This is a genomic window from Agrobacterium bohemicum (genome assembly GCF_001562555.1).
GTDB classification, from domain to species: Bacteria; Pseudomonadota; Alphaproteobacteria; order Rhizobiales; family Rhizobiaceae; genus Agrobacterium; species Agrobacterium bohemicum.
This window is the reverse complement of sequence record NZ_KQ961030.1, coordinates 101,062-122,980: the sequence shown is the minus strand read 5'-3', so window position 1 is coordinate 122,980 and position 21,919 is coordinate 101,062. Positions and strand designations below refer to the sequence as shown.

At 55.5% G+C, this 21,919-nt stretch carries 19 protein-coding genes; 12 read left to right on the top strand and 7 right to left on the bottom strand.

The window, feature by feature from the left end:
• Positions 1 to 293 precede the first annotated feature (293 nt).
• The 5 genes from ATO67_RS14095 (at position 294) to ATO67_RS14075 (ending at position 5,126) form a co-directional block, all read left to right on the top strand.
• A complete protein-coding gene (locus tag ATO67_RS14095) occupies positions 294 to 1,568 on the top strand; it encodes an urea ABC transporter substrate-binding protein (protein ID WP_082760278.1) in 1,275 nt (424 codons plus the stop codon).
• Positions 1,569 to 1,726: 158 nt separating this feature from the next.
• Entirely contained in the window at positions 1,727 to 2,590 is an 864-nt protein-coding gene (locus ATO67_RS14090; protein ID WP_067650183.1) for a branched-chain amino acid ABC transporter permease, read from the top strand.
• A gap of 7 nt (positions 2,591 to 2,597) precedes the next feature.
• Positions 2,598 to 3,686 (top strand): branched-chain amino acid ABC transporter permease, encoded by a 1,089-nt coding sequence (locus ATO67_RS14085; protein ID WP_067650180.1) that lies wholly within the window; start codon positions 2,598 to 2,600, stop codon positions 3,684 to 3,686.
• Positions 3,686 to 4,411, top strand: a complete 726-nt coding sequence (locus tag ATO67_RS14080; protein ID WP_067650177.1) for an ABC transporter ATP-binding protein — start codon at positions 3,686 to 3,688, stop codon at positions 4,409 to 4,411. The genes ATO67_RS14085 and ATO67_RS14080 overlap by 1 nt, the downstream gene beginning before the upstream one ends.
• A 10-nt stretch (positions 4,412 to 4,421) precedes the next feature.
• Positions 4,422 to 5,126: an ABC transporter ATP-binding protein gene (locus ATO67_RS14075; protein WP_067650174.1), complete on the top strand. Its 705-nt coding sequence runs from the start codon at positions 4,422 to 4,424 to the stop codon at positions 5,124 to 5,126.
• Between the two features lie 262 nt (positions 5,127 to 5,388).
• Here the strand turns inward: ATO67_RS14075 and ATO67_RS14070 are convergent, their stop codons facing one another.
• A complete protein-coding gene (locus ATO67_RS14070; protein ID WP_067650171.1) occupies positions 5,389 to 6,864 on the bottom strand; it encodes an FAD-dependent oxidoreductase in 1,476 nt (491 codons plus the stop codon).
• Positions 6,865 to 6,911: 47 nt separating this feature from the next.
• Between ATO67_RS14070 and ATO67_RS14065 the strand changes: the two genes are divergently transcribed.
• Positions 6,912 to 7,397 (top strand): MarR family winged helix-turn-helix transcriptional regulator, encoded by a 486-nt coding sequence (locus tag ATO67_RS14065; RefSeq protein ID WP_067650169.1) that lies wholly within the window; start codon positions 6,912 to 6,914, stop codon positions 7,395 to 7,397.
• A 439-nt stretch (positions 7,398 to 7,836) separates the two neighbouring features.
• Here the strand turns inward: ATO67_RS14065 and ATO67_RS14060 are convergent, their stop codons facing one another.
• From ATO67_RS14060 to ATO67_RS14040, 5 genes are all read right to left on the bottom strand, one after another.
• Positions 7,837 to 8,706 (bottom strand): DUF3313 domain-containing protein, encoded by an 870-nt coding sequence (locus ATO67_RS14060; RefSeq protein WP_067650166.1) that lies wholly within the window; start codon positions 8,704 to 8,706, stop codon positions 7,837 to 7,839.
• A gap of 84 nt (positions 8,707 to 8,790) precedes the next feature.
• The gene (locus tag ATO67_RS14055; RefSeq protein WP_082760277.1) at positions 8,791 to 10,197 is read right to left on the bottom strand and encodes an MFS transporter; all 1,407 of its coding nucleotides are present in this window, start codon (positions 10,195 to 10,197) and stop codon (positions 8,791 to 8,793) included.
• Between the two features lie 84 nt (positions 10,198 to 10,281).
• Positions 10,282 to 11,583, bottom strand: coding sequence for a patatin-like phospholipase family protein (locus ATO67_RS14050; RefSeq protein WP_425352214.1), 1,302 nt, complete (start codon positions 11,581 to 11,583; stop codon positions 10,282 to 10,284).
• A gap of 60 nt (positions 11,584 to 11,643) precedes the next feature.
• Positions 11,644 to 12,906, bottom strand: coding sequence for an MFS transporter (locus tag ATO67_RS14045; protein ID WP_067650160.1), 1,263 nt, complete (start codon positions 12,904 to 12,906; stop codon positions 11,644 to 11,646).
• Positions 12,907 to 13,509: 603 nt separating this feature from the next.
• Positions 13,510 to 14,649 (bottom strand): FAD-dependent monooxygenase, encoded by a 1,140-nt coding sequence (locus ATO67_RS14040; RefSeq protein WP_210176131.1) that lies wholly within the window; start codon positions 14,647 to 14,649, stop codon positions 13,510 to 13,512.
• A 114-nt stretch (positions 14,650 to 14,763) separates the two neighbouring features.
• Here ATO67_RS14040 and ATO67_RS14035 point away from each other — a divergent pair, with 114 nt between their 5' ends.
• Positions 14,764 to 15,396, top strand: a complete 633-nt coding sequence (locus tag ATO67_RS14035; RefSeq protein ID WP_342585717.1) for a TetR/AcrR family transcriptional regulator — start codon at positions 14,764 to 14,766, stop codon at positions 15,394 to 15,396.
• A 102-nt stretch (positions 15,397 to 15,498) separates the two neighbouring features.
• Here ATO67_RS14035 and ATO67_RS14030 read toward each other — a convergent pair whose 3' ends face one another.
• Complete coding sequence (locus ATO67_RS14030) at positions 15,499 to 15,948, bottom strand: Rrf2 family transcriptional regulator (RefSeq protein ID WP_067650154.1); 450 nt, start codon at positions 15,946 to 15,948, stop codon at positions 15,499 to 15,501.
• A 130-nt stretch (positions 15,949 to 16,078) separates the two neighbouring features.
• Here ATO67_RS14030 and ATO67_RS14025 point away from each other — a divergent pair, with 130 nt between their 5' ends.
• The 5 genes from ATO67_RS14025 to ATO67_RS14000 all read left to right on the top strand — a co-directional run bounded on the left by ATO67_RS14025 (position 16,079) and on the right by ATO67_RS14000 (position 21,915).
• Positions 16,079 to 16,993 carry an NAD(P)/FAD-dependent oxidoreductase gene (locus ATO67_RS14025; RefSeq protein ID WP_067650151.1) on the top strand — a complete coding sequence of 305 codons (915 nt, stop codon included), beginning with the start codon at positions 16,079 to 16,081 and terminating at the stop codon, positions 16,991 to 16,993.
• A 93-nt stretch (positions 16,994 to 17,086) separates the two neighbouring features.
• Entirely contained in the window at positions 17,087 to 17,728 is a 642-nt protein-coding gene (locus ATO67_RS14020) for a class I SAM-dependent methyltransferase (protein WP_245303982.1), read from the top strand.
• Between the two features lie 710 nt (positions 17,729 to 18,438).
• Complete coding sequence (locus ATO67_RS14010; protein ID WP_067650142.1) at positions 18,439 to 19,482, top strand: amino acid ABC transporter substrate-binding protein; 1,044 nt, start codon at positions 18,439 to 18,441, stop codon at positions 19,480 to 19,482.
• A 73-nt stretch (positions 19,483 to 19,555) separates the two neighbouring features.
• Entirely contained in the window at positions 19,556 to 20,749 is a 1,194-nt protein-coding gene (locus ATO67_RS14005; RefSeq protein ID WP_067650139.1) for an amino acid ABC transporter permease, read from the top strand.
• Positions 20,749 to 21,915 carry an amino acid ABC transporter permease gene (locus ATO67_RS14000; RefSeq protein ID WP_067650136.1) on the top strand — a complete coding sequence of 389 codons (1,167 nt, stop codon included), beginning with the start codon at positions 20,749 to 20,751 and terminating at the stop codon, positions 21,913 to 21,915. Before ATO67_RS14005 ends, ATO67_RS14000 begins: the two co-directional genes overlap by 1 nt.
• Positions 21,916 to 21,919: the final 4 nt, after the last annotated feature.

Genomic DNA, 21,919 nt, shown 5'->3' with positions numbered 1-21,919 from the left:
TTCCAACGATGATTGAAACATTGGCGCTAACTGAAATGCACCAGCCGCTCCGGTGCTTCTATTCGCGCCTCATCATGCTGACATATCAGTGGTGGACAACGAAATCAATATAAGCACTGCGTTTTTTCGCAGAATATGAGCTGCGTTTCGGTCTTTCCATCTTATGATTGATAAAGAGCGCTTTGAATTCCTAGCATTCACAAGTCGCTAATTGACACTGATATGTTACTGGGTTATCAATTAAACGCCTGCCCGATAGGCCAATCGATCTTCTTACAAAAAAGGGGAATGCCATGAGTGACAGTCAGAACAGAGTGGGAATTACGCGCAAGCAGTTCCTCAAGGGAGTAACGGCAATCGCTGTGGGGAGCGTTGCTGCTCCCGCTATCCTGAGCGTGACCTCGCCTGCGCGGGCAGCCGGACAAGGGCCAGTCAAGTTAGGCTTCCTGTTCGATCAGTCTGGTGGATTTGGCGAATACGGTCTTCCTGCCGTGCACGCGGCAGAATTGGCGATCGAGGAAATCAACGCGTCTGGCGGCATCAACGGGCGGGAGGTCGAGGCCGTGATTGTCGATACCCAGTCTGATACCTCGCGGTATGTTTCAATGGCCAGGATGTTGATCGGACGCGATAAGGTCGATGCCATCTTCGGCGCCATTGGTAGCCAGGATCGCGAGGCCATTAGGCCGATCGCGCATGCAGCAAAAATCCCCTACTTTTACCCGACTTGTTATGAAGGCGGGGTCGCCGACAATTGGACCTTCTGCACAGGCGTTGTTCCAGAGCAGGGCTTTGCCACGCTTATTCCCTACATGGTCGAGCAGTATGGTGCGAATGTCTATGATCTCGCTGCAGACTATGTTTGGGGTCAACTTTCCACGCTCTGGCTGACTAAATATGTCAGTATAGCCAAGGGAAAGCTGGTTGGTTCGGAGGCCGTTCCGCTTAATGTTTCCGACTTCAACTCGACACTCGGTCGCGTCCAGGCAGCAAAGCCGAATTGGATCTACTCATCGCTGACGGGCAAGGAGCAGAGCGCGTTTTTCACCCAGCGCGCGTCTCTTGGCGTGAACATTCCGCTCTCGGATTTTGTCATCACACTTGCACAGGCTGGCGGTCATCGTCGCATGAAGTCGCCGGTACTCGCGGGGCTGCACGAGACTTTCAGTTACCTGGAAGAATTGCCAGGCGAGCGAAACGCGGATTTCGTAAAACGTTTTCGGGCAAAGTTCCCCGACGAGGTTTTCATAAGTCAGCCTGCGCAAAACACGTACGTCGCCGTCCAGCTCTATGCTAAGGCTGCAGCTCTCGCCGGCAACGTTACCCCTATCGAGATCGTCAAGGCGCTTGAAACCGGCATCTCCTATGATGCGCCGGAGGGTACGGTCCGTGTGGATCCGAAGTCGCATCACGTCTCCCACAATGTTCATCTGGGGAAGGTTGCGCAGGATCACACGCTCGAAATTGTTAAGAGCTGGGAAAACATCGAGCCTTTCTGGCTTGGCAGCATTGGCGTTGATCTGACGAAGAAGCCAGAAAGCCGCCAGTATTCGCCCCTGGACGCATAACACCTCAGTAGTTGGTTTGGATACGCGCCCGGGTTGCGGAGCGCGTATCGCCAGCCCGCTTTAGCTCGCAGCTTAGGGGCGTCATGTTACGTGGCTGCCCACTTGATTGAAGGCCGCCATTGGATCGGCTGCCCCCGGCAGGCGACATTGGAGAGATCATGTTTGGACTTTTCTATCAAATACTGGCCACTTTCAGCTTTCTCGTTCTGTCGACGACTGGCCTCGCGATTATTTTCGGTGTGATGAACATCATCAATTTCGCTCACGCCTCGTTCATCATGCTGGGAGCCGTGGTAACCGTCTATCTTGTCAGCGCAGCCAATCTGTCAGTCTTCCTTGCTATACCTCTGGCCGCTTTGATTGCGGCAGCGGTGGGCGCATTCCTGGAAATGACGCTGATCCGCAGGCTGTACAATCGAAAGCTCGACTGCCTGCTTGCGACATGGGCAATCAATATCATCATCGTACAAGCTGTCTTCCTGTGGCTGGGAACCAGCCAGCCAGGCATCGATCAACCCTTTGGCTCCTTTACGGTAGGAGACGCGGCCTATAACTACTATGAGCTTTTCCTTTTCGGATGCGCAGCTCTCGTGCTTGTGTCGGTATTTCTTCTGTTCCGGTTTACACGCTTCGGCCTGAATGTTCGGGCCGCGATGCAAAACAGGGATATGGCCGAGGGGCTCGGCACCAATACGAAAGCGATGTATCTAAAAACGTTCGCACTCGGCGCGGGGCTGGCGGGTCTGACTGGTGCCCTATACGCCCCTCTCATGCCGGTCTCGCCATATTTCGGCGACCGCTTCCTGTGGAGAGCTTTCACTGTCTTGATTGTCGGGGGCGCGGATCCGCTGATTGGGCCACTGATGTCAAGCGTAGCGCTCGGGGGTGTGTATGGAGGTCTAACGTGGCTTTGGGACTCCGTCGCCGGTTCGATCGGCATTCTTCTTATCACGATGATCTTCATCCGGGTTCTGCCCCAAGGGTTCACCGGCCTCTGGGACATCCTGCGGGCAAGAAAGTGAAATAGCGATGCGTTCTAAGTTTTTTGACCTTATTACGGCCCTTAATGGCCCCCAGACCGTAGGCACCTCGCCTCTTTACTGGAAAAGCCTTGCCATTGTCTGTGGCCTGCTGCTCTTGTACCCGATCATAGGCGAGGACTATGCCGTCTCGAACAACGGCTTCCTCCTGGTTTGGGTTTTTCTCGGATTGAGCGTGTGTATACTGTGGGGTTACACCGGTATATTCAGCTTCGGGCAGACAGCCTTCTTCGGCCTGGCTGGCTATGTCTATGGGGTGGTGAGTATCAACATCCCGCCCGAATACAGCATGCTTGCGGCCGTTTGCGGCATCGCCCTGATTATGTTGCTATCCGCGATCGTGGGCTATGTCATCTTTTACGGCGGAATTTCATCGCTCTACATCGCGATCTTTACTCTGATGCTGACGCTGCTTGCCGAAACTCTGCTCAGCCGAACGTCCGGCCCGCAATTCCGCATTGGATCTGCTTTGCTAGGTGGCTCCAATGGAATGGTCGGCATTCCGCCGCTGCAGATCGGCAGTGGAGATTTCGCCATCGTGTTCGTCGATAAACCGTTCTTCTGGCTGGTCGCCGCCCTGCTAATTCTTGTCTTTCTCGGTCTGCGTTTCCTGCTGAATTCAAACTGGGGTTATCTTATGGTTGCCACCCGCGAAGATCCCCTGCGCACCCAGCTGTTCGGTTACGATATTCGTAGAATACAATTGGTCACCTATATCATTGCCGGAGGCATTGCCGCTCTGGGTGGCGTACTCTTTGCATCCTGGAATAATTTTATCGCACCATCGTCGATGGGCATGACGGCGGCGACCCTGCCGATCATTTGGGTTGCAGCTGGTGGACGTGCAAGTATTCAGGCTGTCACGATTTCCACGTTCACCCTTCAATGGATCAATCAGCAACTGGCCTACGGCGGCGGAGAGTATTCGCTGATGTTCTTCGCTATCCTTTTGCTCTGCACTGTCATGCTCTTCCCTCAGGGTATCGTGACAACCATTGAGATGGCACTGGACGGATACCTTGCCCGACGGCGAGCCGCGCGTCTGGAAAAAAGCCCCCTGCTTGGAGGTCGTCTTTGATGTCAGATCTAGTAACAGTCGAAAATCTTCATAAATCTTTCGGTGGCCTGCAAGTGCTGCGCGGAATGAGCTTCGGTGTTCCCGAGGGGGAGATGCGTGTTCTCCTTGGTCCGAACGGATGTGGCAAGTCGACATTTCTCAAAACGATGATCGGTCTGCATCGCCCGAGCGCCGGCGAGATAAGGCTAGCGGGCGAGCGCATCGACGGTTTGCACCCCCACGAGATAGCTCGGCTTGGTGTCAGCACCAAGCTTCAGGTTCCGAGCGTTTTCCGGGAACTCAGCGTCTACCAAAACATCCGCATCGCAGTTCAACGCGAGACAGGTCGAGATGCCCGTTCACGCAACATGGTGATCGATGAGACCCTCGATATGATTGGCTTGCTAACGCAGGCTGGAAATCGAGCTGGAAATCTATCTCACGGACACCAGCAATGGCTTGAGATCGGCATGGCGATTGCCAGTCAACCACGCATCTTGTTGTTGGACGAGCCAACTGCGGGGATGACACCCGAAGAAACGCAGCAGACCGCCCAGATCGTGTTGCGCTTAAATAGGCAGAAAGGCATGACCGTCATCATTGTCGAGCATGATATGGCCTTTGTATCCGCACTCGACGCTCCGATCTTGGTACTCAATCAGGGCTCAATCTTTTTCGAGGGAACGCTTCGGCAGGTTAGAACCCACCAAGGTGTGAAAGAAATCTATTTTGGATCCAGAGCATAGGACAGTGGCCATGTTGCAAATGAACGACATTACCAGTGGCTATGGTAGAACAAAGGTTCTGCACAATCTCAGCCTCTGCATTCCTACGGGAAAGGTGACCGCGATTGTGGGGAGAAACGGTTCCGGCAAAACAACCTTGATCCGGACCATAATGGGCTACAATAAACTTCATTCAGGCACTATCAGCATCGAAGGACGATCGATCGAGCGCCAAGTGACTGCCGCTCGCGCCCGAGCCGGCCTGGGTTATGTTCCCCAAGGACGGCACATATTCCCAGACCTGACAGTTGCGGAGAATCTCGAGATGGGAATGAATGTCTCGTCCGACGTTCCCAACCGGAAGCTGCTCATGAAGGAGATCCATGAGATGTTCCCGATACTCGAGGAGCGTAGACGGCAAAAAGGTGGCACGATGTCAGGTGGCCAGCAGCAGATGGTCGCGATAGGTCGCGCTTTGGTTGGCAATCCTAAACTTCTTCTGCTTGACGAACCTTCAGAAGGAATTCAGCCGTCCATCGTCGGGGAAATAGAACAGCATATTGTCCGGCTGCGCGATCGGATGGGATTGACGATTCTCGTAGCTGAGCAAGATGTGACCCTGATTAAGACTGTTGCCGATATCTGCCACGTACTAGATATGGGGCGTATCATAACCACCTTGAGGAGAGAGGAATTCGCTGGGACAGATGCACTCGAGCAGCATCTTGCACTTTGAGCGACATCGGTACTGCTCCGTACTAATGCTGTCCCACAAAACCCACGACCTGAGGGCCAAATATCTCCCGAGCCGTCGACCGCCATCAGAACCAAATGGCAGACCAGGCCCGCGCATGTCGGTGCCCCTCAGTGTGGCTATGTGCGGCAGGTGCAAGCGATCGCGCATCCTAATCGCGCAATCGTTGAGCATGAAAAGATCTTTGGTCGGCGAGCCGTTAAGGTCAGGTTCAAAACGGTCCGCCCTTGTTAGCCACGCCTCTTTAAAAGGCCCATGGTAGTTTTGCAGTATCGCCGGAAGCCACGATAGCCCCGACATATCCATCAGGCCGAATGAGTATCGACTCGCCCGATGCGAGCCCGTACGCATCACGGAAGTGGGCCTTGTCATCTTCCAGTTCGCATCCGTTACCGATCCGATGGATGTGAAGTCCCTTCTGGCCGGTTACCTCGTCACCCGCCGTTTCATAGCCGATCAGGGTCCAGTGGGGCCCTTGGAACAGGTCAAAGAGGCGACGGATAGATCCTGCGGCACCCCGTACCGGCGCATCGGGCGCCCGATCACCCGCGATCAGAATTGCATCTCTGCCGGGTGGATTGAGTGACAGTGATGACCCTCGATATCCTATATCGAGTTGGCGCACCTCGCGTCCCCGTTGCATTCCTCCCTGTTTCGCAGCCTCGAGCAAACCTGTCGCGAGCCCGAGCATCGCTTCAGCGACAGGGCGACGCTCTTCCTCATAGGTATCAAGCAACTGGTCCGCGGCGCCGCCAAGCACTGCCGCTAACTTCCACCCGAGATTATAGGCGTCTTGTACGCTTGTGTTGAGGCCTTGGCCCCCTGTCGGCGGATGGACGTGAGCAGAATCGCCAACAAGAAACACCCGCCCAACCCGGTAACGCTCTGCAAGGCGAGCGTTCATTGAATAGGCGGACGCCCAGGAAACCGACTGGACCTTAATGTCACTTCGGCCCGTCTTTTCGGAGATCATTTGTTGCAGCGCTGGTGCGGACAACTTGACCTCACCCACCGGCGCGATTGGTGCCTGGATCTGAAAAAGTTCAGTTCCCGCGAGCGGGCAAATCGAAACCATTCGTCGCATATCTCCGCTGTTGAACTGGTGCCAGGCCTGACGGTCGAGCCCCGACAGCAAGACATCTGCTACCAGCGCACGTACACCAAGTGTTTTCCCAGGGAAGTCCACGCCAAGCGAACGTCTTACGAAACTTCCGCCGCCGTCTGCCCCAACAAGATATTCGCAGCGAACGACTTCCTGACCGGATGGTCCAGCAAGCCGGGCAGTTACACATTCCTCGTCCTGTTCGAAGGCAACAAGCTCAAGTCCGAACTCGACCTGATGTCCGAGTTCGGCGAGCCGCTCACGCATCACCTTCTCCGTGAGAAATTGCGGCACCATCAGGGCGATTTGATAGGGCTCCGCGGGTGTCGGATCAACTCGTTCGCCCATGTCCTTGTCCAAGAACGTGCCATCGTCCCGATACTCGCGCATTCGCGGATAGGTACCGCCTGCCGCGACAATACGATCGATGATCGCTAGGTCCTCGAAGACTTCCTGCGTTCTCGGTTGAATGCCCTTGCCGCGCGAGCCCGGGAATGGCTGGTTCATTTTCTCGATGAGGCGGAACGCCACGCCGCGTCGGGCGAGGTCAATGGCAAGCGTAAGGCCGGCAGCGCCCGCGCCGCAGATCAAGACGTCGATCACGTTATCAACTTTCATTTCTGCCTCCAATGTGTATGATGCACATATCATCAGGAGACACGACGATGTCAACAAAAAAAGTGCAAAATGCACACATCTTGGAAACACTGCCCGAACTGCATCGTTCGCTCATGGATATTGCCGGGCTCATGAATCGTCCCGAACGGGATGCGCAATTGCTGGAACTGGCAGGGCTGACGCTGGAGCGCGCGCTGTTCCCGCTTCTCGTCGGCATAGAGCGACGCGGACCGATTGGAGTTGTCGAACTCGCCGATGGTGTCGGACGGGACTACACGACCGTCAGTCGCCAGGTAGCACGTCTTGAGCAACTCGGTCTCGTCGAGCGCCGCTCCTTACCAACCGACAAAAGAGTGCGCGAAGCGGTCATAACGGCAAAGGGAAAAGCCGCGACTGATGCGCTCGATAAGGCGCGCGAGAGAATGGCGTTATCCATCCTGAAAGACTGGACGCGTGAAGACTTCGACCAACTGGTTCGCCTCATGCGGATGTTCGCCGACAGCATCGCCGCCGTGCCCGTGCAAGAAGGCTAGAAGCGACGCCATGTATTGGCAGGTTCTCCGAGCCCGCTGGCGCCCGATGGGGTCACGTCGCTTGGGCCGGGGGTACTGCAAGATTGAACAAGACGCGAAGAGCCGATTGCACAGGCGTTTCTTTTCATGCCCCAAGGTAGTTCTTGATGATTTATAGCAGCCAATGAACTTGCATTCGTTGCAACGGTCGAAATAGTCGCCTTATGGCGTTGCAGGTAAGCATACACAGCACCTTCGGCTGTTACTCCAGCCAGTGCTCGATGGTCGTAGCGAGCGCTCAGCCTCATCACAGATCGACGACTAGGCGCGTGCGGTATCGAGCGACACTTTCAGCTGCTCTGCAGCGCAACTGGAGTGAATGCTAGCGGTCCGGCGCGCCCATGAGAGCCTCCAAATTGATTGCAAGCGGCAAGCCACGGGTTACCCGTGTCTAGCGCCTCTATTGCGCGCCTGTCGGACGCTGTTTGTCAGTCCACGAGGGCGGCATACCAACCTGCGAAGCTGCTAAGTCCGTCAGTCCGGGAGACCGACCAAACATATCGCACGCAGGATACTTCGGTTTCCCACCAAGACCCGACTTTATTTTCTGCCCGGACGGAATTTTCGGTAGCCCCTTGAACGGAGTCTTGCCGGTGACGAGCATCTTGGAAAAATCACCTCCAAAGCTCGCCGCAAGTGAATAAGCGTCACCAATCTGCGAAACTCGAGCACTCGTGGTCACAAAGTTCGCTCCTCTAGCCCATACCATCGCTCCTACCTGCTTGCCATCTCTCATCGTGGCTTCAGCCTCCACGGAAAGGCCTCCAAGCCCCATGGGCAACCTTGGAACGGGCACCGGGGAAAAGATGCTGGCTCCGAGTGACGTCGCTGTAGAAAGACCAGCCATTGTGGCGTTCGTAGGAACGATTTGGGTAATGGTTGCGTGAACAACAAGGTCGGCATCCTCCCTCCTACTTACAACCTCAAAACGATCGCTGACACCGACGCAGAGGGCGCGGCTTATCACATTCGCCACCAGCGCTCGGTCGGAAGATTTCTTGATAGAATGCAATGCTGCGCCTGACACCATCGTTGGCTCGATGTAGATTGTCTTAGTGGTGGCGAGATCCCCTGAAGAGACCTTATAGTTTGCTTTGGTCGATCGCCCGTTATTTGATGTCAAACCTTCGTAGGACGTTAGAGAGTTCGCCTGTTCAAGCGATACAGACGCGCACCCGACGATCGGTAACAACGACAATGAAAGGAGGGCAGACGCAATCGGTCGATAAGCCGGTTGGATAGTTGCCAAGCCGAGGCGGGGATATGACATTTCATTCTCCTGTTGTGTGAGTGAAGCCGATGCGACATCATCGTGCTCAGCGAACCGTCAGCAGTTGCGAGCCAGCCGTGATCGTCATCTTTCTGTTGGATCGGACTTTTCCGGAAAGAGAGAAAGCAGTCCGACTGCGGCGAGACCCGTTAACGCGAGCGCGACTAGGACCGAGGCCCAGCCGATGTAATTTTGTTGCTTGATCAAAAATCCGCCGGCGATCGGCCCGATGATGTTGATGAGCGAGGCAAGCGATTGCGCCATACCCATGGCGACACCCTGAGAACCGGCGGGCACGATCAGCGTTAGTGCGGCAACGAGTGTCGGTCTTGCCAGCGCCAGGCCCGACGCGGCCGTAAAGACACCCACGGCCAGGCCAGCGATCGTATCGCCGAAACCGATGAGGGCGAAACCGACCGCGAGCAATGCGAACGACGCTGCGGCCAGCGTTCGCTCATGGAACGTCTTCCTGATCGCGCGCACGACCACAACCTGAACCAAAATGTTTGTCGCGCCTGCTACGGTGAACAGGAGCCCGATTTCGGTCGGTCCAAATGGCTCGCCATCCCACTGGTACCGCGCTTGGAGCACGAGCGCGAGTTGTGAAGCAAACAGGCTGAACGCGAGGTAAAGTATGGCAAGCGCTGTTAGAAGCGCCTTGGCATTAGGAAGCGCGATTAGATCAGTGATCTCACGATATAATTTCGTCAGGGAAAACTTTGCCGCGCCGTTTGCGTTGTTTTTCAAGACTTCCTTGGCACAACGTGCTTGGTTGGCCAGACGCTTTCTCTTCCTGAAGACATGGCTATCGAAACGGATGCGGGAAGCCCGATCATCCGCAGGAAGGAGAGTGGAGGTCGCTACAATGCTGGCAAGGGAGAGACCCGCAGCAACCAAGAATGGAATTGCCAGGCCGAACGGGGCGAGTGTTCCACCAAGAGCCGGACCGACCATCGTGCCCAAACCCATCGCCGCGCTCACGAACCCGATCGCCTGTCGGCGGACCTTAGCTTCGCTTCGATCTGCGACATAAGCGATCGCTATGGCAACATTGCCCGCCGACAACCCTCCGAGGATGCGGGCCAGGAAAACAACGAACAGATTGGGCGACACGGCGAGCAGAAGGAAGCTTGCGCAGGTACCGATCTGACTTATTAAAAGCAACCGCTTCCGGCCCGATCTGTCAGACGCGTTGCCCAGGATGGGGCCAGCAAGAAATTCGCAGATGGCAAAGCTTGCAAATAGAAACCCGATCGTCAGTGGTGTTGCACCGAAATCCTGCGCGTAAAACGGGAGAAGAGGCAGGATGAGACCTGCACTGGCGGTGTCCACGACAACAATTGCGAAGATTGGGAACAAGCTCTGCAGTTTCTTCCCTGCCGGGCGCGGGACATCAGCTTCGTGGGTCATCAGAGGCTCGCTTTTGGTGTGAAACACGCACGTGTCTAAACAGGCAGCCACGTGGAAAATTAACCGCTGCAGGGCGCTCATTCTTTGGTTGCCACCTCGGGGAGCGGTTCCTGCCAAGGCGACACAGGACCTGACAAGAGACCACGCTCTTGTGCGGTGACGAAATCACCTTGAAACAGGCTGCAATAAATTCAACGGAAAGATTGGTGTATCCTTCCACAATGCTTCCGCGGTCGTCTGCTCGTAGCCAAGTCTGTACACGGCCAGCATATAATTCCTGTCGAGCGGGTTAAGCATTGAATAGGGAATCTGCACGTCGATCGATGCAACATTGAAATTCGCTCCTGTGCGGCTGGCGTGGTTATATAGCGCGGTTAATTCGCTCTGCGCCTGAGACTTCAGGAAGGTCGCGTATGCACGGCCCAGGGAGGAGACAGTCCTGTTAGGGGTAACGTCGAACTCAGGGATGAGCGCGTTGTTGACGATTACGTACAAATTGACTTTTTGCTGAGCAGACGCCTTGGAAAAAAGGGCGTTTTCGACGAGAAGAGGTGGCGTCAAGATTTGGGACGTCGATCCTCCGTCGGAGTGCAGTTCCTGAAACTGCCGTCCGTTTGACGTCGCCTGGATCATGACTGGAGGAAAGACGCCCGGGACACTTGCCGAAGCGACGATAACATCGCGAAACAGCTTCAGGGCATTCGGGTTCCCGCTCGCAGCAATGGCGCCCATGTTCCAGATCACACCGCGTTGGGTATCGAGGTTTGTCGTGAGAACAAGCAGCCGTCGACCGTTGCGGTGTTCGGCGGCGATCTGGTTGAGAATAGTAGGAGTGATGGAGCGTTCTACGTGTTTTTTTAGCGGCTCGGGCTTCAGCAAGCTCGAGCCGAATACCCCGAATGGCCCGTTGATCGCGACAAGCTCCCGGGCAACGCCGCTGGTAAATAGGTGCACCAGTGTCTGGTCGTAAGCCGAACCTAAAAAGGCGTATGGCGCGATCAGGGCACCTGTGCTGACGCCGGTTACGACATCAAAGGGCGGGCGCGTGTTCGTGGCAGTCCACCCCGCGAGCACACCGACACCGAAAGCGCCGCCGCCACCGCCACCCGAGATCATCAGTATATTTTTCTCATCGGACTGGGTGTTGACCATCCAGTCGCCATGCCTAGCAAGCGCTTCGTTGCGAGAGGAGTAGCGGTAGGCGCGGATTTCTCCATATCCCGCGATCGAAGCATTGTCGGCCTCACGCGCGTCAAAAGCCCGCTCTGGCGTGTGTGTGCAACTGAAAAGAACCAACGTGGCGAACAAAAGGATTATCAATGACCGCATTGTCGGCCTGATCACGAAGCGAATAGCCAACGCCCTCAAATAGACCCGAAAGAGAACACCGCGCGCGGCGGACGTCATCCTTATATATCCTGCCGATTGCATGATGCTTATGTTTTCCAAGATGTTCAGGCCTGTCATTGAGTATTCTCTAGAGCCGGGTGAGATGAGGACTGCTGCCATTGACCGGCAACCGTTTGCTTATTCGTTCGCATGTCCCTCTGCCTCTGGGTCGGTAAGCGGCAGCTTTGTCCACGCGATTGTCGCGGCAATCGCAACGAACGCAATGATCGCGCCGGTCCAGACACCATAGAGTGCCTGACCAATGAGAAAGCCGGCTAACAAGGGAGAGACAGCCTCCGTGGCAGCGAGCAGCGATTGGGCAGTTCCCAGCACGATCCCTTGCCGTTCGCGCGGGGCATGGACGGAGAGCGCCGAGATAAAAGTGGGCCGCGCCAAGGCGTCACCGACGCTCACGCAAAGGATGGCAAAGACAACAACCGGAAGCGTCGTCGCAAAGCCGACAGTGATGTAGCCGACAGCCACAATACCGCAAATGAGAACGATCAGCAGGCGTTCCGTGAAGTGTCGCCCGAGCCATCGCAGCAGGAACAACTGGACAATGATGTTGATCCCACCATCCGCGGCCATTACATAGCCAAGCTCGCGCGGTCCAAACGAACTGCCGTCACTGGTAAAGGTCGCTTGAAGATAGTTGGCGATCTGGGAGCCATACATGCCATAGGCAAAAAAGTAGCAGAGCAGCACGATCACAAGAACTCGGATCAAGGGAGATCTGACGATCGACCTGAACGAGGATGTATCGGAAGCATCCCGGCTTTTGACTTTCTCATCGAAGACGTCGGATGGTGCGTGGCTGCCCTTGATCCAGGCAGCCGTCACGACGAAGCTGGTTGCGGAGAAGCCCATGGCGGCATAAATCGGAACGGTCAGCGAGATGCCGGACAGATAACCCGACAGGCCCGCTCCGGCGATACCCCCAAGCCCGACGGCGGCGTTTAGGACACCGATGGCCTGCCGGCGGTTGGCAGGGGAACTGTGGTCTGCCGCGTACGCGGCGGCAGCGGTGAATGTCCCTCCCGTAAAGCCGAACAGGATGCGCGCCAACACAACGGGCACCACTACCTCTGCAATAGCGAGCAAGAGGAAGCTGGTAAAAGCAGCGGCCTGAGTCGCCAGCAGGATTTTCTTACGTCCCATCCGGTCTGAAAGCTGACCGACGAGTGGCCCTGCCACAAATTGGGTCAGCGCTTCTGTGGCGATCACAATACCGAAAACAAGTGGCGTTCCACCCATTTCCCTGAGGTAAAATGGCAAGATTGGCAAAACAGCGGTCGCGCCAGCCGCAAAGAGGCTGACGCTGAGAAAGACCGGCAGCATCACGCGCCAGTCAAGTGTTGGCGCCGCCCGATCGTTTACCACTTTAGGTAAGTCGGCGTTCATACTGCGCCTCTCTGCTGTAGACCGCAAAGGGGTGCGGATGCCCGAATTCGCTGCGCAGGGATTTTACTATCACCTGCTCAATGTGTAATATGCACATAACCTAGAAGCAGGAAGTTCGTCAATATGAAAGTGTATAATACACATTTATTTATGCCCCCGCTGCGTTCTTTCATTCCCGTAATCTTGCCGACGAGCAGGAGAGAGCCCCTATAGAAGCTGGGACATTCGCTTAAGACTAATATCGGCAGGGTGATGTTTTGCTGCCGAAACGGGCGGGCGCATTGTCTAATAGCACCGAGCCCTGCAACCCTGGTAGATGGACCGACCATCCTGAGGATAGCTGCGAAATCGGCCGCTCACGACATGAGGATTACACTGGCTTTAAGTACAACTGAATTTGGTCGCAGTTGCCCTCCAAATGACCAAAAGCTATGTGGTGAACAGCATCTCAAATTCGCGGTTCCCTGTACCAGCCACTTCACGAAATGGTAGAAGCGCGGGCCGACTCTCCTTCCAGAAGAGCGCATGAAGCAAATTTCCGATAAAGAACTTCAGACCATTTTTCTAGGATAATTGGCATCGGTCGCGTTCGTTGGTTGAACGTCAGGACGAAGCAAAGCGGGCATTTCTTTCGCGAATTGCCTTTTCCGTTCTGGGTGCGAACATCTCCAATCCAAAGCCGATGGCATTTGCTTGTACCTTCTCCACGAAGGGCCGCAGGCTTCGATCATATTCTTGGAACGCCATTTCGGCATTGCCCTCGTACTTTATAAGAGCATCGGCCAAGGCAGTCGCTCCGACCATCGCGAGCGCCCCCCCCATTCCCGCTGCAGGCGTCGCACAGTAGGCGGCGTCTCCCACCAAAGCGACACGACCCTTTGACCACGAGGGCATTTTGATTTGGCAGAATTTGTCAAAATAGAAGTTTTCGCACTGCAGCGCTTCCTCAAGGACTTCGCGGGTACGCCATTTCTCATTGAAGAATTGCTCGTGAATAATGCGTCGATGCTGATCCTGATCACGGTAGTCGTACCGGATCTCATCCGCGGAAAAGAACAAAAACGAGATGTCCGTCTTGTGGTTGTAGGCATTCAGCATCACCGCCTTGCCGGGAGCGTTGTAAATCTGAGTCGTGTCCGTCTCGATCAGCAGCTTGTTCACGATCGAGATCCCAAAGTAGTTTTGAAGAGAAACGGCGTAGTCGGACTCCGGACCAAAAACCATTTTCCGGATCGAGGAATGGTTACCGTCGCAACCAATAACGAGACTAAAGGTGCGCTGTTCTCCACTTTTAAAGCTAACGCGCACCTGGCTCTCATTCTGTTCGAGAGACGATATGCTGTCGCCGAAGATAACCTCGATTTCATCGCCTAACGCCTCGAACATGGTCTCGAGGAGCGTGTCTCTCTCGATTTCATATTCCTCCCCAGAGGTCGGCCCCTCGCCCGTTTCGGGTGAAATTGTCGCGACGGCGACGTCGCAGGCGTTTTTAAAATACAAGCGCCTTGGTTTCAAACTCCGTGCGCGGATCCGTTCGTAGAGACCCATGCGCTTGATGACGTCGATGCTACCATCTCGAATATCAACGGGAGAGCCGCCGTATTTCAGACCATTGCCGACCTCGACGATGGTCACATCGTAGCCGAGCTCGTTCAACCAGTATGCGGTTGAGAGGCCAGCAAAGCTTGCTCCGGAAATGAGCACGCTTGATCCGCGTCCAACGATCTGCAACGTTTTCTCCACTTGGCATCTCCTGCCAGTCCCTAACATTTGCTATGGTGTTACCAAGCAGCGCGAATTAACACTCACTATCAATATATACTGAGTGTCATTTAATTTGTTGGGAAAAGCATGTCAATGGAAATCGACCGAAGAACTCGAAAGCGGCTCGCGACAAGGCAGGTAATATCGGACGTCGCGACACGGCTTTTTTTAAAAAAAGGATTCGATAACGTCACAGTCGACGAAATCGCAGAAGCAGCTGATGTCGGGAGAAAGACAGTCTTCAATCACTTCGCTCGAAAGGAAGACATGTTCTTTGACCTCGACGGTCAAGGACGCCGGGATTTGGAAGATGCACTTAAATCACGACAAGGCGGTGCGAGCTTAGTCGAAACACTCCGACTGTTCGCGCATCGATCTGCGCTCGAAGGTCGACCGTACATTCGCTTTTTCCCGGGGAGCCAACAGTTCGTATCAGCCGTTGTCGCTAGCGAAGCGCTCACGGCTCGCGCTCGGGCAATCCGCGATGAGCTGACCGACGTACTATCCAACGCGCTCTCAGAAGCTGCAGGGCAACCAGCAGGCGATCCTGCCGCAAATCTCTCGGCAGCCCTGTTTGTAACAACGTGGGTCGTTGCAGCAATCGAAGGCCACCGAGTGTTCGGTGAGCGGGAGGATGCTGAAGAGGCCGTGGCTTCCTTTCTCGCAATGATTGACCTAGGAACAAGAGGGCTCAAAGTCGCGATGGATAGCACCCCTTATGAATAAGTGTTGGAGCCTAGTAGGATTTCGACGCGGGGTATCGCACGTGACAAAATATATCGTGGTCAACCATCAGGGACGCCAAATTCATAGCCTCTGATTTCCTCGTCAACCGTCGCATCGTGTACCTTTTTCGGTGCTCGGAGTGGACGGAAAACCAGCTGCTATGTCGGCGAGAGTCACTCCTGCAAACCTTTCCAACAGTCGCTGTTCCGCGTCAGCAAACACATCCCTAAGCGTGGCATTCACGGCTTTTTCAATTGCGCATCCCGGCATGTCGTAGGCTGGCCCAACAGCGAAAATGGAAGGCTCGCCGACCGCTCGGTGGATGTCTAGGAGTGTCAGTTCGCCAAGAGGCCGAGCCAGCGTCCATCCGCCACCATGTCCCTTTACGGAACAAACATAGCCCTGGTCTCGCAAGCCCGCCATCGTCCGGCGGATTACAACCGGGTTGGCATCCAGCATGGACGCGATCATATCTGATGTCATCGGGCCGTCGTGACGACCCATATGGATCAGCACATGCAACATGCGAGATAACCGACTGTCCTGTCTCATGCAGCAAATCCCTCTTGCAAAGACCGAAATCTATCCAATCGCAACGCTCTTGTCACATCAAATGTATCATGAGAGTTGACATCGCTGTCTCACGACACTTATGATGTGTCGAGAAAAAGGGAGGTTATGCATGGACAGTGAAATTCATGACGTCATCATCATCGGCGGAAGCTACGCGGGTCTTTCTGCCGCATTGCAGCTTGGTCGTGCCCGACGCAAGGTCTTGATCATTGATGAAGGACTGAGGCGTAATCGGTTCGCCAGCCATTCGCATGGGTTCTTAACTCAGGATGGTGTCGATCCAGCAATCATAACGGCCAAGGCCCGGGCGCAGGTCTTGAAGTATCCAACAGTCCGATGGGTTGCAGCAAGGGCCGACTCCGGTCGAAGACTAGGCGATACCGGTTCGACACATGCTGCTTTCGAGGTTGCGGTTGGCGACACTCGTTACCTCTCTCTGCGACTGCTGCTCGCTTCGGGCGTCAAGGACATCCTGCCGAACATCGAAGGGCTTGCGGAGCGTTGGGGTAGAAGCGTCTTCCACTGCCCATACTGCCATGGCTATGAGCTGAACCAGGGCCAGATAGGCGTGATCGCAGGGTCCGAACTCTCCATGCATCATGCGTTGATGCTGCCCGACTGGGGACCGACAACTCTTTTTCTCAACGGGGCTTTTGAGCCGGATGCAGAGCAACTCGCTGCCCTCAAGGCTCGCAGGGTGACTGTGGAGCGTACCGCAGTGGCAGCGATCACGGGTCATGCCGACGTCCGTCTTCACGATGGGCGTACGCTTAGCTTTGCGGGCATCTTTGCTCTAGCGCCCTTTGAACTGGCTAGCCCCATGGCAGAACAACTTGGATTAGAGATGGACCGAGGCCCACTCGGAGCAGTCATCAAAACCGATCCGATGAAGGAAACGAGCATGCAAGGCGTATTCGCCTGTGGGGATGCGGCACGCATGATGGCTTCGGTAGCGCTGGCTGTAGGGGATGGAAACCTTGCCGGGGCAGGGGTGCACAGATCGTTGATGTTCGGATCGACCTGATGCTGACCATCCATTGTTACGGAGGTTTCTTGTTTGAACTCATCAGGGAGAAGATGAATGCGCCAGAGACATGATCCCTTTGCGAGCCCCGGGATGATCGAGACCTATATCACCGAAACGCCGCGAAAGGTCCCAGGGCTGGCTGATCTGCACCGGATGACCATGCTCCTGCTCAGCGAGTACGCCCAGAATAAAGCTCATATCCTAGTGGTCGGTGCGGGTGGAGGAATGGAACTGGTGGCTTTGGCCAAAGCCCAACCCGAATGGAGCTTCGTTGGCGTCGATCCATCCGCCCCTATGCTGGAACTGGCCCGACGGACCATTAAATCAATCGCAAAAAGAGTTGAACTTATCGAGGGTACTATCAAGGCTGTACCAGCGCACGAATTCGATGGCGCAACATGCCTCCTCGTCCTTCACTTTCTGGACAGACGGGAACGACTCAATACGCTGATCCAAATCCATCAGCGGCTGAAGCCGGGAGCAAAATTGGTCATGGCGCATCATAGTGTTGGAGCCGGCGATGCAGCAATTTGGTTGACGCGCTTGGCTGCGTTTGCTGACCGAGCAAAATTCTCATGGGAAGCGGCCTCTGCTACCGGCACCGCCATAGCGGCAGCCTTGCCGTTGCTTGCTGCATCAGAAGAAGAAACGTTGATGCGTGAGGCCGGTTTTGCGGATGTCGAGCTTTTCTATTCCGCATTTTCGGTCAAAGGGTGGGTTGCAACGGCATAGTTTCTCCCCGATTGAGCCCCCTTCACCGGGCGACTTTGCCATTCAGGCTTGCATTCACACGTACTGGCTGAATGGAGGAGAAGCGCTGTCTTCGCGGCGTCATATTTGCTAGCTTTCCTCCTCAACCAGACCCCTCATTGGCTCGCTGCTGTTCATAGTTGCCGCCGACAACCGCGCGCTGCGGCTGTTTCCGGGTATCATGCTTTTAGGCTGGGGGATCAGAAACGCACAGCATTGCTACCACTGATTGCACAGAAGGAGTTTCCTCCTGCAGAGACAGTACTCGTTGTGCCACAGATCGTCGCTATCGGTCAGGCCGGGTATGCTTTCGCACCGGCGGCGTTCGGGTTGCTGCGTGGGTATGATGGTGCCGACGCAATGGGATCGGCACCGGTTCTTGTCTATGCAGCCGCAATCCAACTTGCCGAGAGGGAGTATGCTTGTGGGGCTGCACCAATAAGCTCGATTGCTCCACGGCGAGCGACTGTCGATCGACGCGAGCTCAAGGCCAGTGTTCAAACCACTGCGCGACAAGGGCACCATGCCTGCGTGTGTTGGCTATGGTGAGCGTTACCTCAAGAGCAACACCCGCGCTTACTCTTTGCATCTTCCATAGGCGGCAGCTTTCAATACCTTCAAAGCATCGTCTGCCAATCGCTCATCATAATCGTAAAAGCGACAGACGCGCCAGACCGGGAGAGCAGGCGCAAATGGAGGAGAAGAGTGTGAGAATACGTATTTACAGTGCGGCATTGGCCGCATTGACAATGGCGATCACGCCCGGTTGGGTGAGCGCCCAAGAGAGTTCCATGCTCGCCAAGGTCAAGGCACGGGGCGAACTCAGTTGTGGTGTCGGCACTGGACTTGCAGGCTTCGCACTGCCTGATTCGGATGGCAACTGGCAGGGTCTAGACACCGACTATTGCCGTGCGCTGGCAGCCGCGGTCATCGGCGATGCCAAAAAGGTCAAATTCGTTCCGTTGACGGCCAAGGATCGCTTCGCAGCAATTCAGGCCGGGCAAGTCGATGTACTCGCGAGGACCACGACTTGGACACTCTCTCGTGACACAGCCAACGGTCTCGATTTTCGCGCGGTCGATTTTTACGACGGACAGGGATTTCTCGTCAGAGCCGATAGCGGCTTGACATCTGCAGCCGAACTCGACGGTGCAAGCATATGCCTAACGCAGGGATCGACGGCCGAGCTAAACACGTCGGACTATTTCCGCACGAAAGGCATGAAATACAAGCCCGTAACTTTTGCTACGAGTAGCGAAACGGTAAAAGCCTATGAAAGTGGGCGCTGCGACAGCTATTCGAACGATTCCTCCGCGCTTTACGGTGAACGTCGCAGAATGGCCGAGCCGGACAAACACGTCGTCCTCCCGGAGATCGTTTCGCGGGAGCCGCTTGCCATCGGTGTTCTGCAGGGCGACAGCCAGTGGTCGGATCTCACAGCCTGGCTTCATTTCGCCCTACTTATCGCGGAGGACAACGGCGTCACCCGCGACAATGTCGATACTTATCTGACGAGCGAAAACCCAGAGATCCGCCGCCTTCTTGGCGTAGAAGGAAATGTCGGTGAACTTCTGGGCGTTAACACGGACTGGGCACTGCGCGCTATTCGCGCGGTGGGCAATTACGGCGAAATGTACGACCGAAATCTCGGTTCGGGTTCACCTTTGAAAATACCGCGGGGCCTGAATGCTCTCTGGAGCAAGGGAGGCCTGCAATACGCTCCCCCGCTTCGATGACCGAAAGGGTCGGAAAAACGATCTATGAGGGCCACAAACGTTAGCCAACAACATCAAAACGATGGGAAATCACATGTTCTCCCGGACACCCACGAAGTCCTCGCGGGGCCCATCGGCCACCGCGAAGGAAATATTGTGGCAGGCGATACTGCTTGTTGCGATTGCCGGCCTGGTGGGGGGCGCGTTATGGAATGCTAGCGGTAGCCTTGCCCAGCAGGGGGTCGCATCCGGATTCGGGTTTCTCGGCCATACCGCCGGCTTTGACATCAGTCAGAGCCTGATCCCGTTTAGCGCAGTTTCGACCTATGGACGCGCCTTCCTGGTCGGTCTGCTGAACACGGTCGAAGTCACCGTAATCGCCATTCCTCTTGCAACTATTTTGGGTTTCACCGTCGGCATCTCCCGGCGATCGTCCAATTGGTTGCTCAACCGTGTGGCGGCCGCCTATGTGGAGGTCTTCAGAAACACGCCTTTACTCCTCCAGCTTCTGTTCTGGTACAATGCCGTATTGGCGGCTCTCCCAGCGAAAGCCTTGGAAAGTCTGCACCTCGGCAACGTTATCTATCTGAACCGTCGCGGACTTGCTCTTCCACAGCCGGTCGTTCAGGATTTCGGCGGCGCCTGGCTCGTCGTCGCTGCAGCAATTGCGGCGCTATTTTTTTTGACCGCACGTCTTGCTCCAATATGGCGGGCACGAACAGGGCACGGTTTTCCGCATCGTTCCATGAACCTGTTGATCCTCTTCAGCCTGCCTTTGGCTTTCTGCCTTGCTATCTACCTGATAACTGGCCGTTCACCGATCCTATTCAATATTCCCGTGATGGGACGGTTCAGCGTGGATGGAGGATGGCAGTTGTTGCCTGAGTTCGTGGCACTTCTCATAGGCCTGATCTTCTATACGGCCTCATCGATTGCCGAAGTGGTCCGGTCTGGCCTGGCGGCTGTACCCAAGGGACAGTATGAGGCGGCCCGTTCGCTTCATCTTCCATCGGGAAAGATAATGCGTAAAGTGATCTTGCCGCAGGCGATACGTGTCATCATTCCACCTCTTACCAACCAGTATCTCAATCTCCTCAAGAACTCTTCACTGGCGGTGGCAATCGGCTATCCCGATCTCGTGCAGATTTTCACCGGGACAGTGTTGAACCAAACTGGTCAGGCAGTTGAGATCGTCTTCATGACCATGGCGGTCTATCTCACCATCTCGCTTCTTACGGCACTCGGGATGAACGTCTATAACCGCCGCATCGCTACGGTGGAAAACTGATGTCATCCGGTACCTATCGACACGAGCCGTTGCTACCCTCGACTTACTGTCAGAGCGACCCTTACCCGCCTGCCCCGCCGCCGCTTGGCGATCGAGGCTGGTTCAGTTGGCTTCGCCGCAACCTGTTTCCCACCTGGCGGCAATCCCTCCTGTCGATTTTGATCTTCTCCCTTCTCGCTGGCACAGCGTGGCAACTGGCTAAGTTCCTGTTGGTGGACGCGGTATGGTGGGGTGACACTGGGGAGGCATGCCGACCCTCGGATGGGCGCCCTGTGGGTGCGTGCTGGGCGTTCATTGCCGATCGCTACAAATACTTCATCTACGGCTCCTACCCTCTCGATCAGCGATGGCGCGTGAACACGTTCTTTATCGCCGGCGGCCTTGGTCTCGCTTATCTGCTGTGGCGGCGTGCTCCGTTCCGGCGATTGGGCCTAACTCTCGTTATTGTTGCCCTTCCGTTAATCGGCTTTATCTTCCTAAGCGGCTGGGACGCGGTGGGGCTGCCGGATGTTCCCACGAATCTGTGGGGCGGACTGATGGTTACTATCGTGGTCGCCGCCGTCGGTATCGCCACCGCCTTGCCGGTCGGGATATTGCTTGCTCTAGGGCGTCGCTCACATTTGGTGATCGTGCGGTGGTTGAGCATCGGATTGATTGAGTTGCCGCGCGGCGTCCCTTTGGTGACGGTGCTTTTCATGGCAAATACGATGCTTCCGCTTTTCCTCCCGCCCGGCCTCAATCCCGACAAGTTGGTGCGGGCTCTGGTTGGTATCACTTTCTTTGCGGCGGCATATCTTGCGGAAATCATTCGTGGTGGGCTGCAAGCCATCCCGCGAGGGCAGTATGAAGCGGCATCGGCATTAGGCTTCGGCTACTGGAGGACCATGGTTCTCATCACTCTACCGCAAGCCCTCAAGGTCGCCGTTCCGAATATCGTCAGCATTAATATCGGCCTCTTCAAGGACACATCGCTCCTTCTGATCGTCGGGATATTCGACTTCCTGTCAACCGTCGAAACGGCGCGCATCGATCCCCGATGGGCAGCGCCCACGATCAGTACGACCGGTTATGCATTTGCCGCGATTGTATATTTCAGTTTCTGTTTCGGCATGTCGCGTTACGGCGCTCTGATCGAACGTCGATTGTCTCGTGATCATGGAAGGTGATATA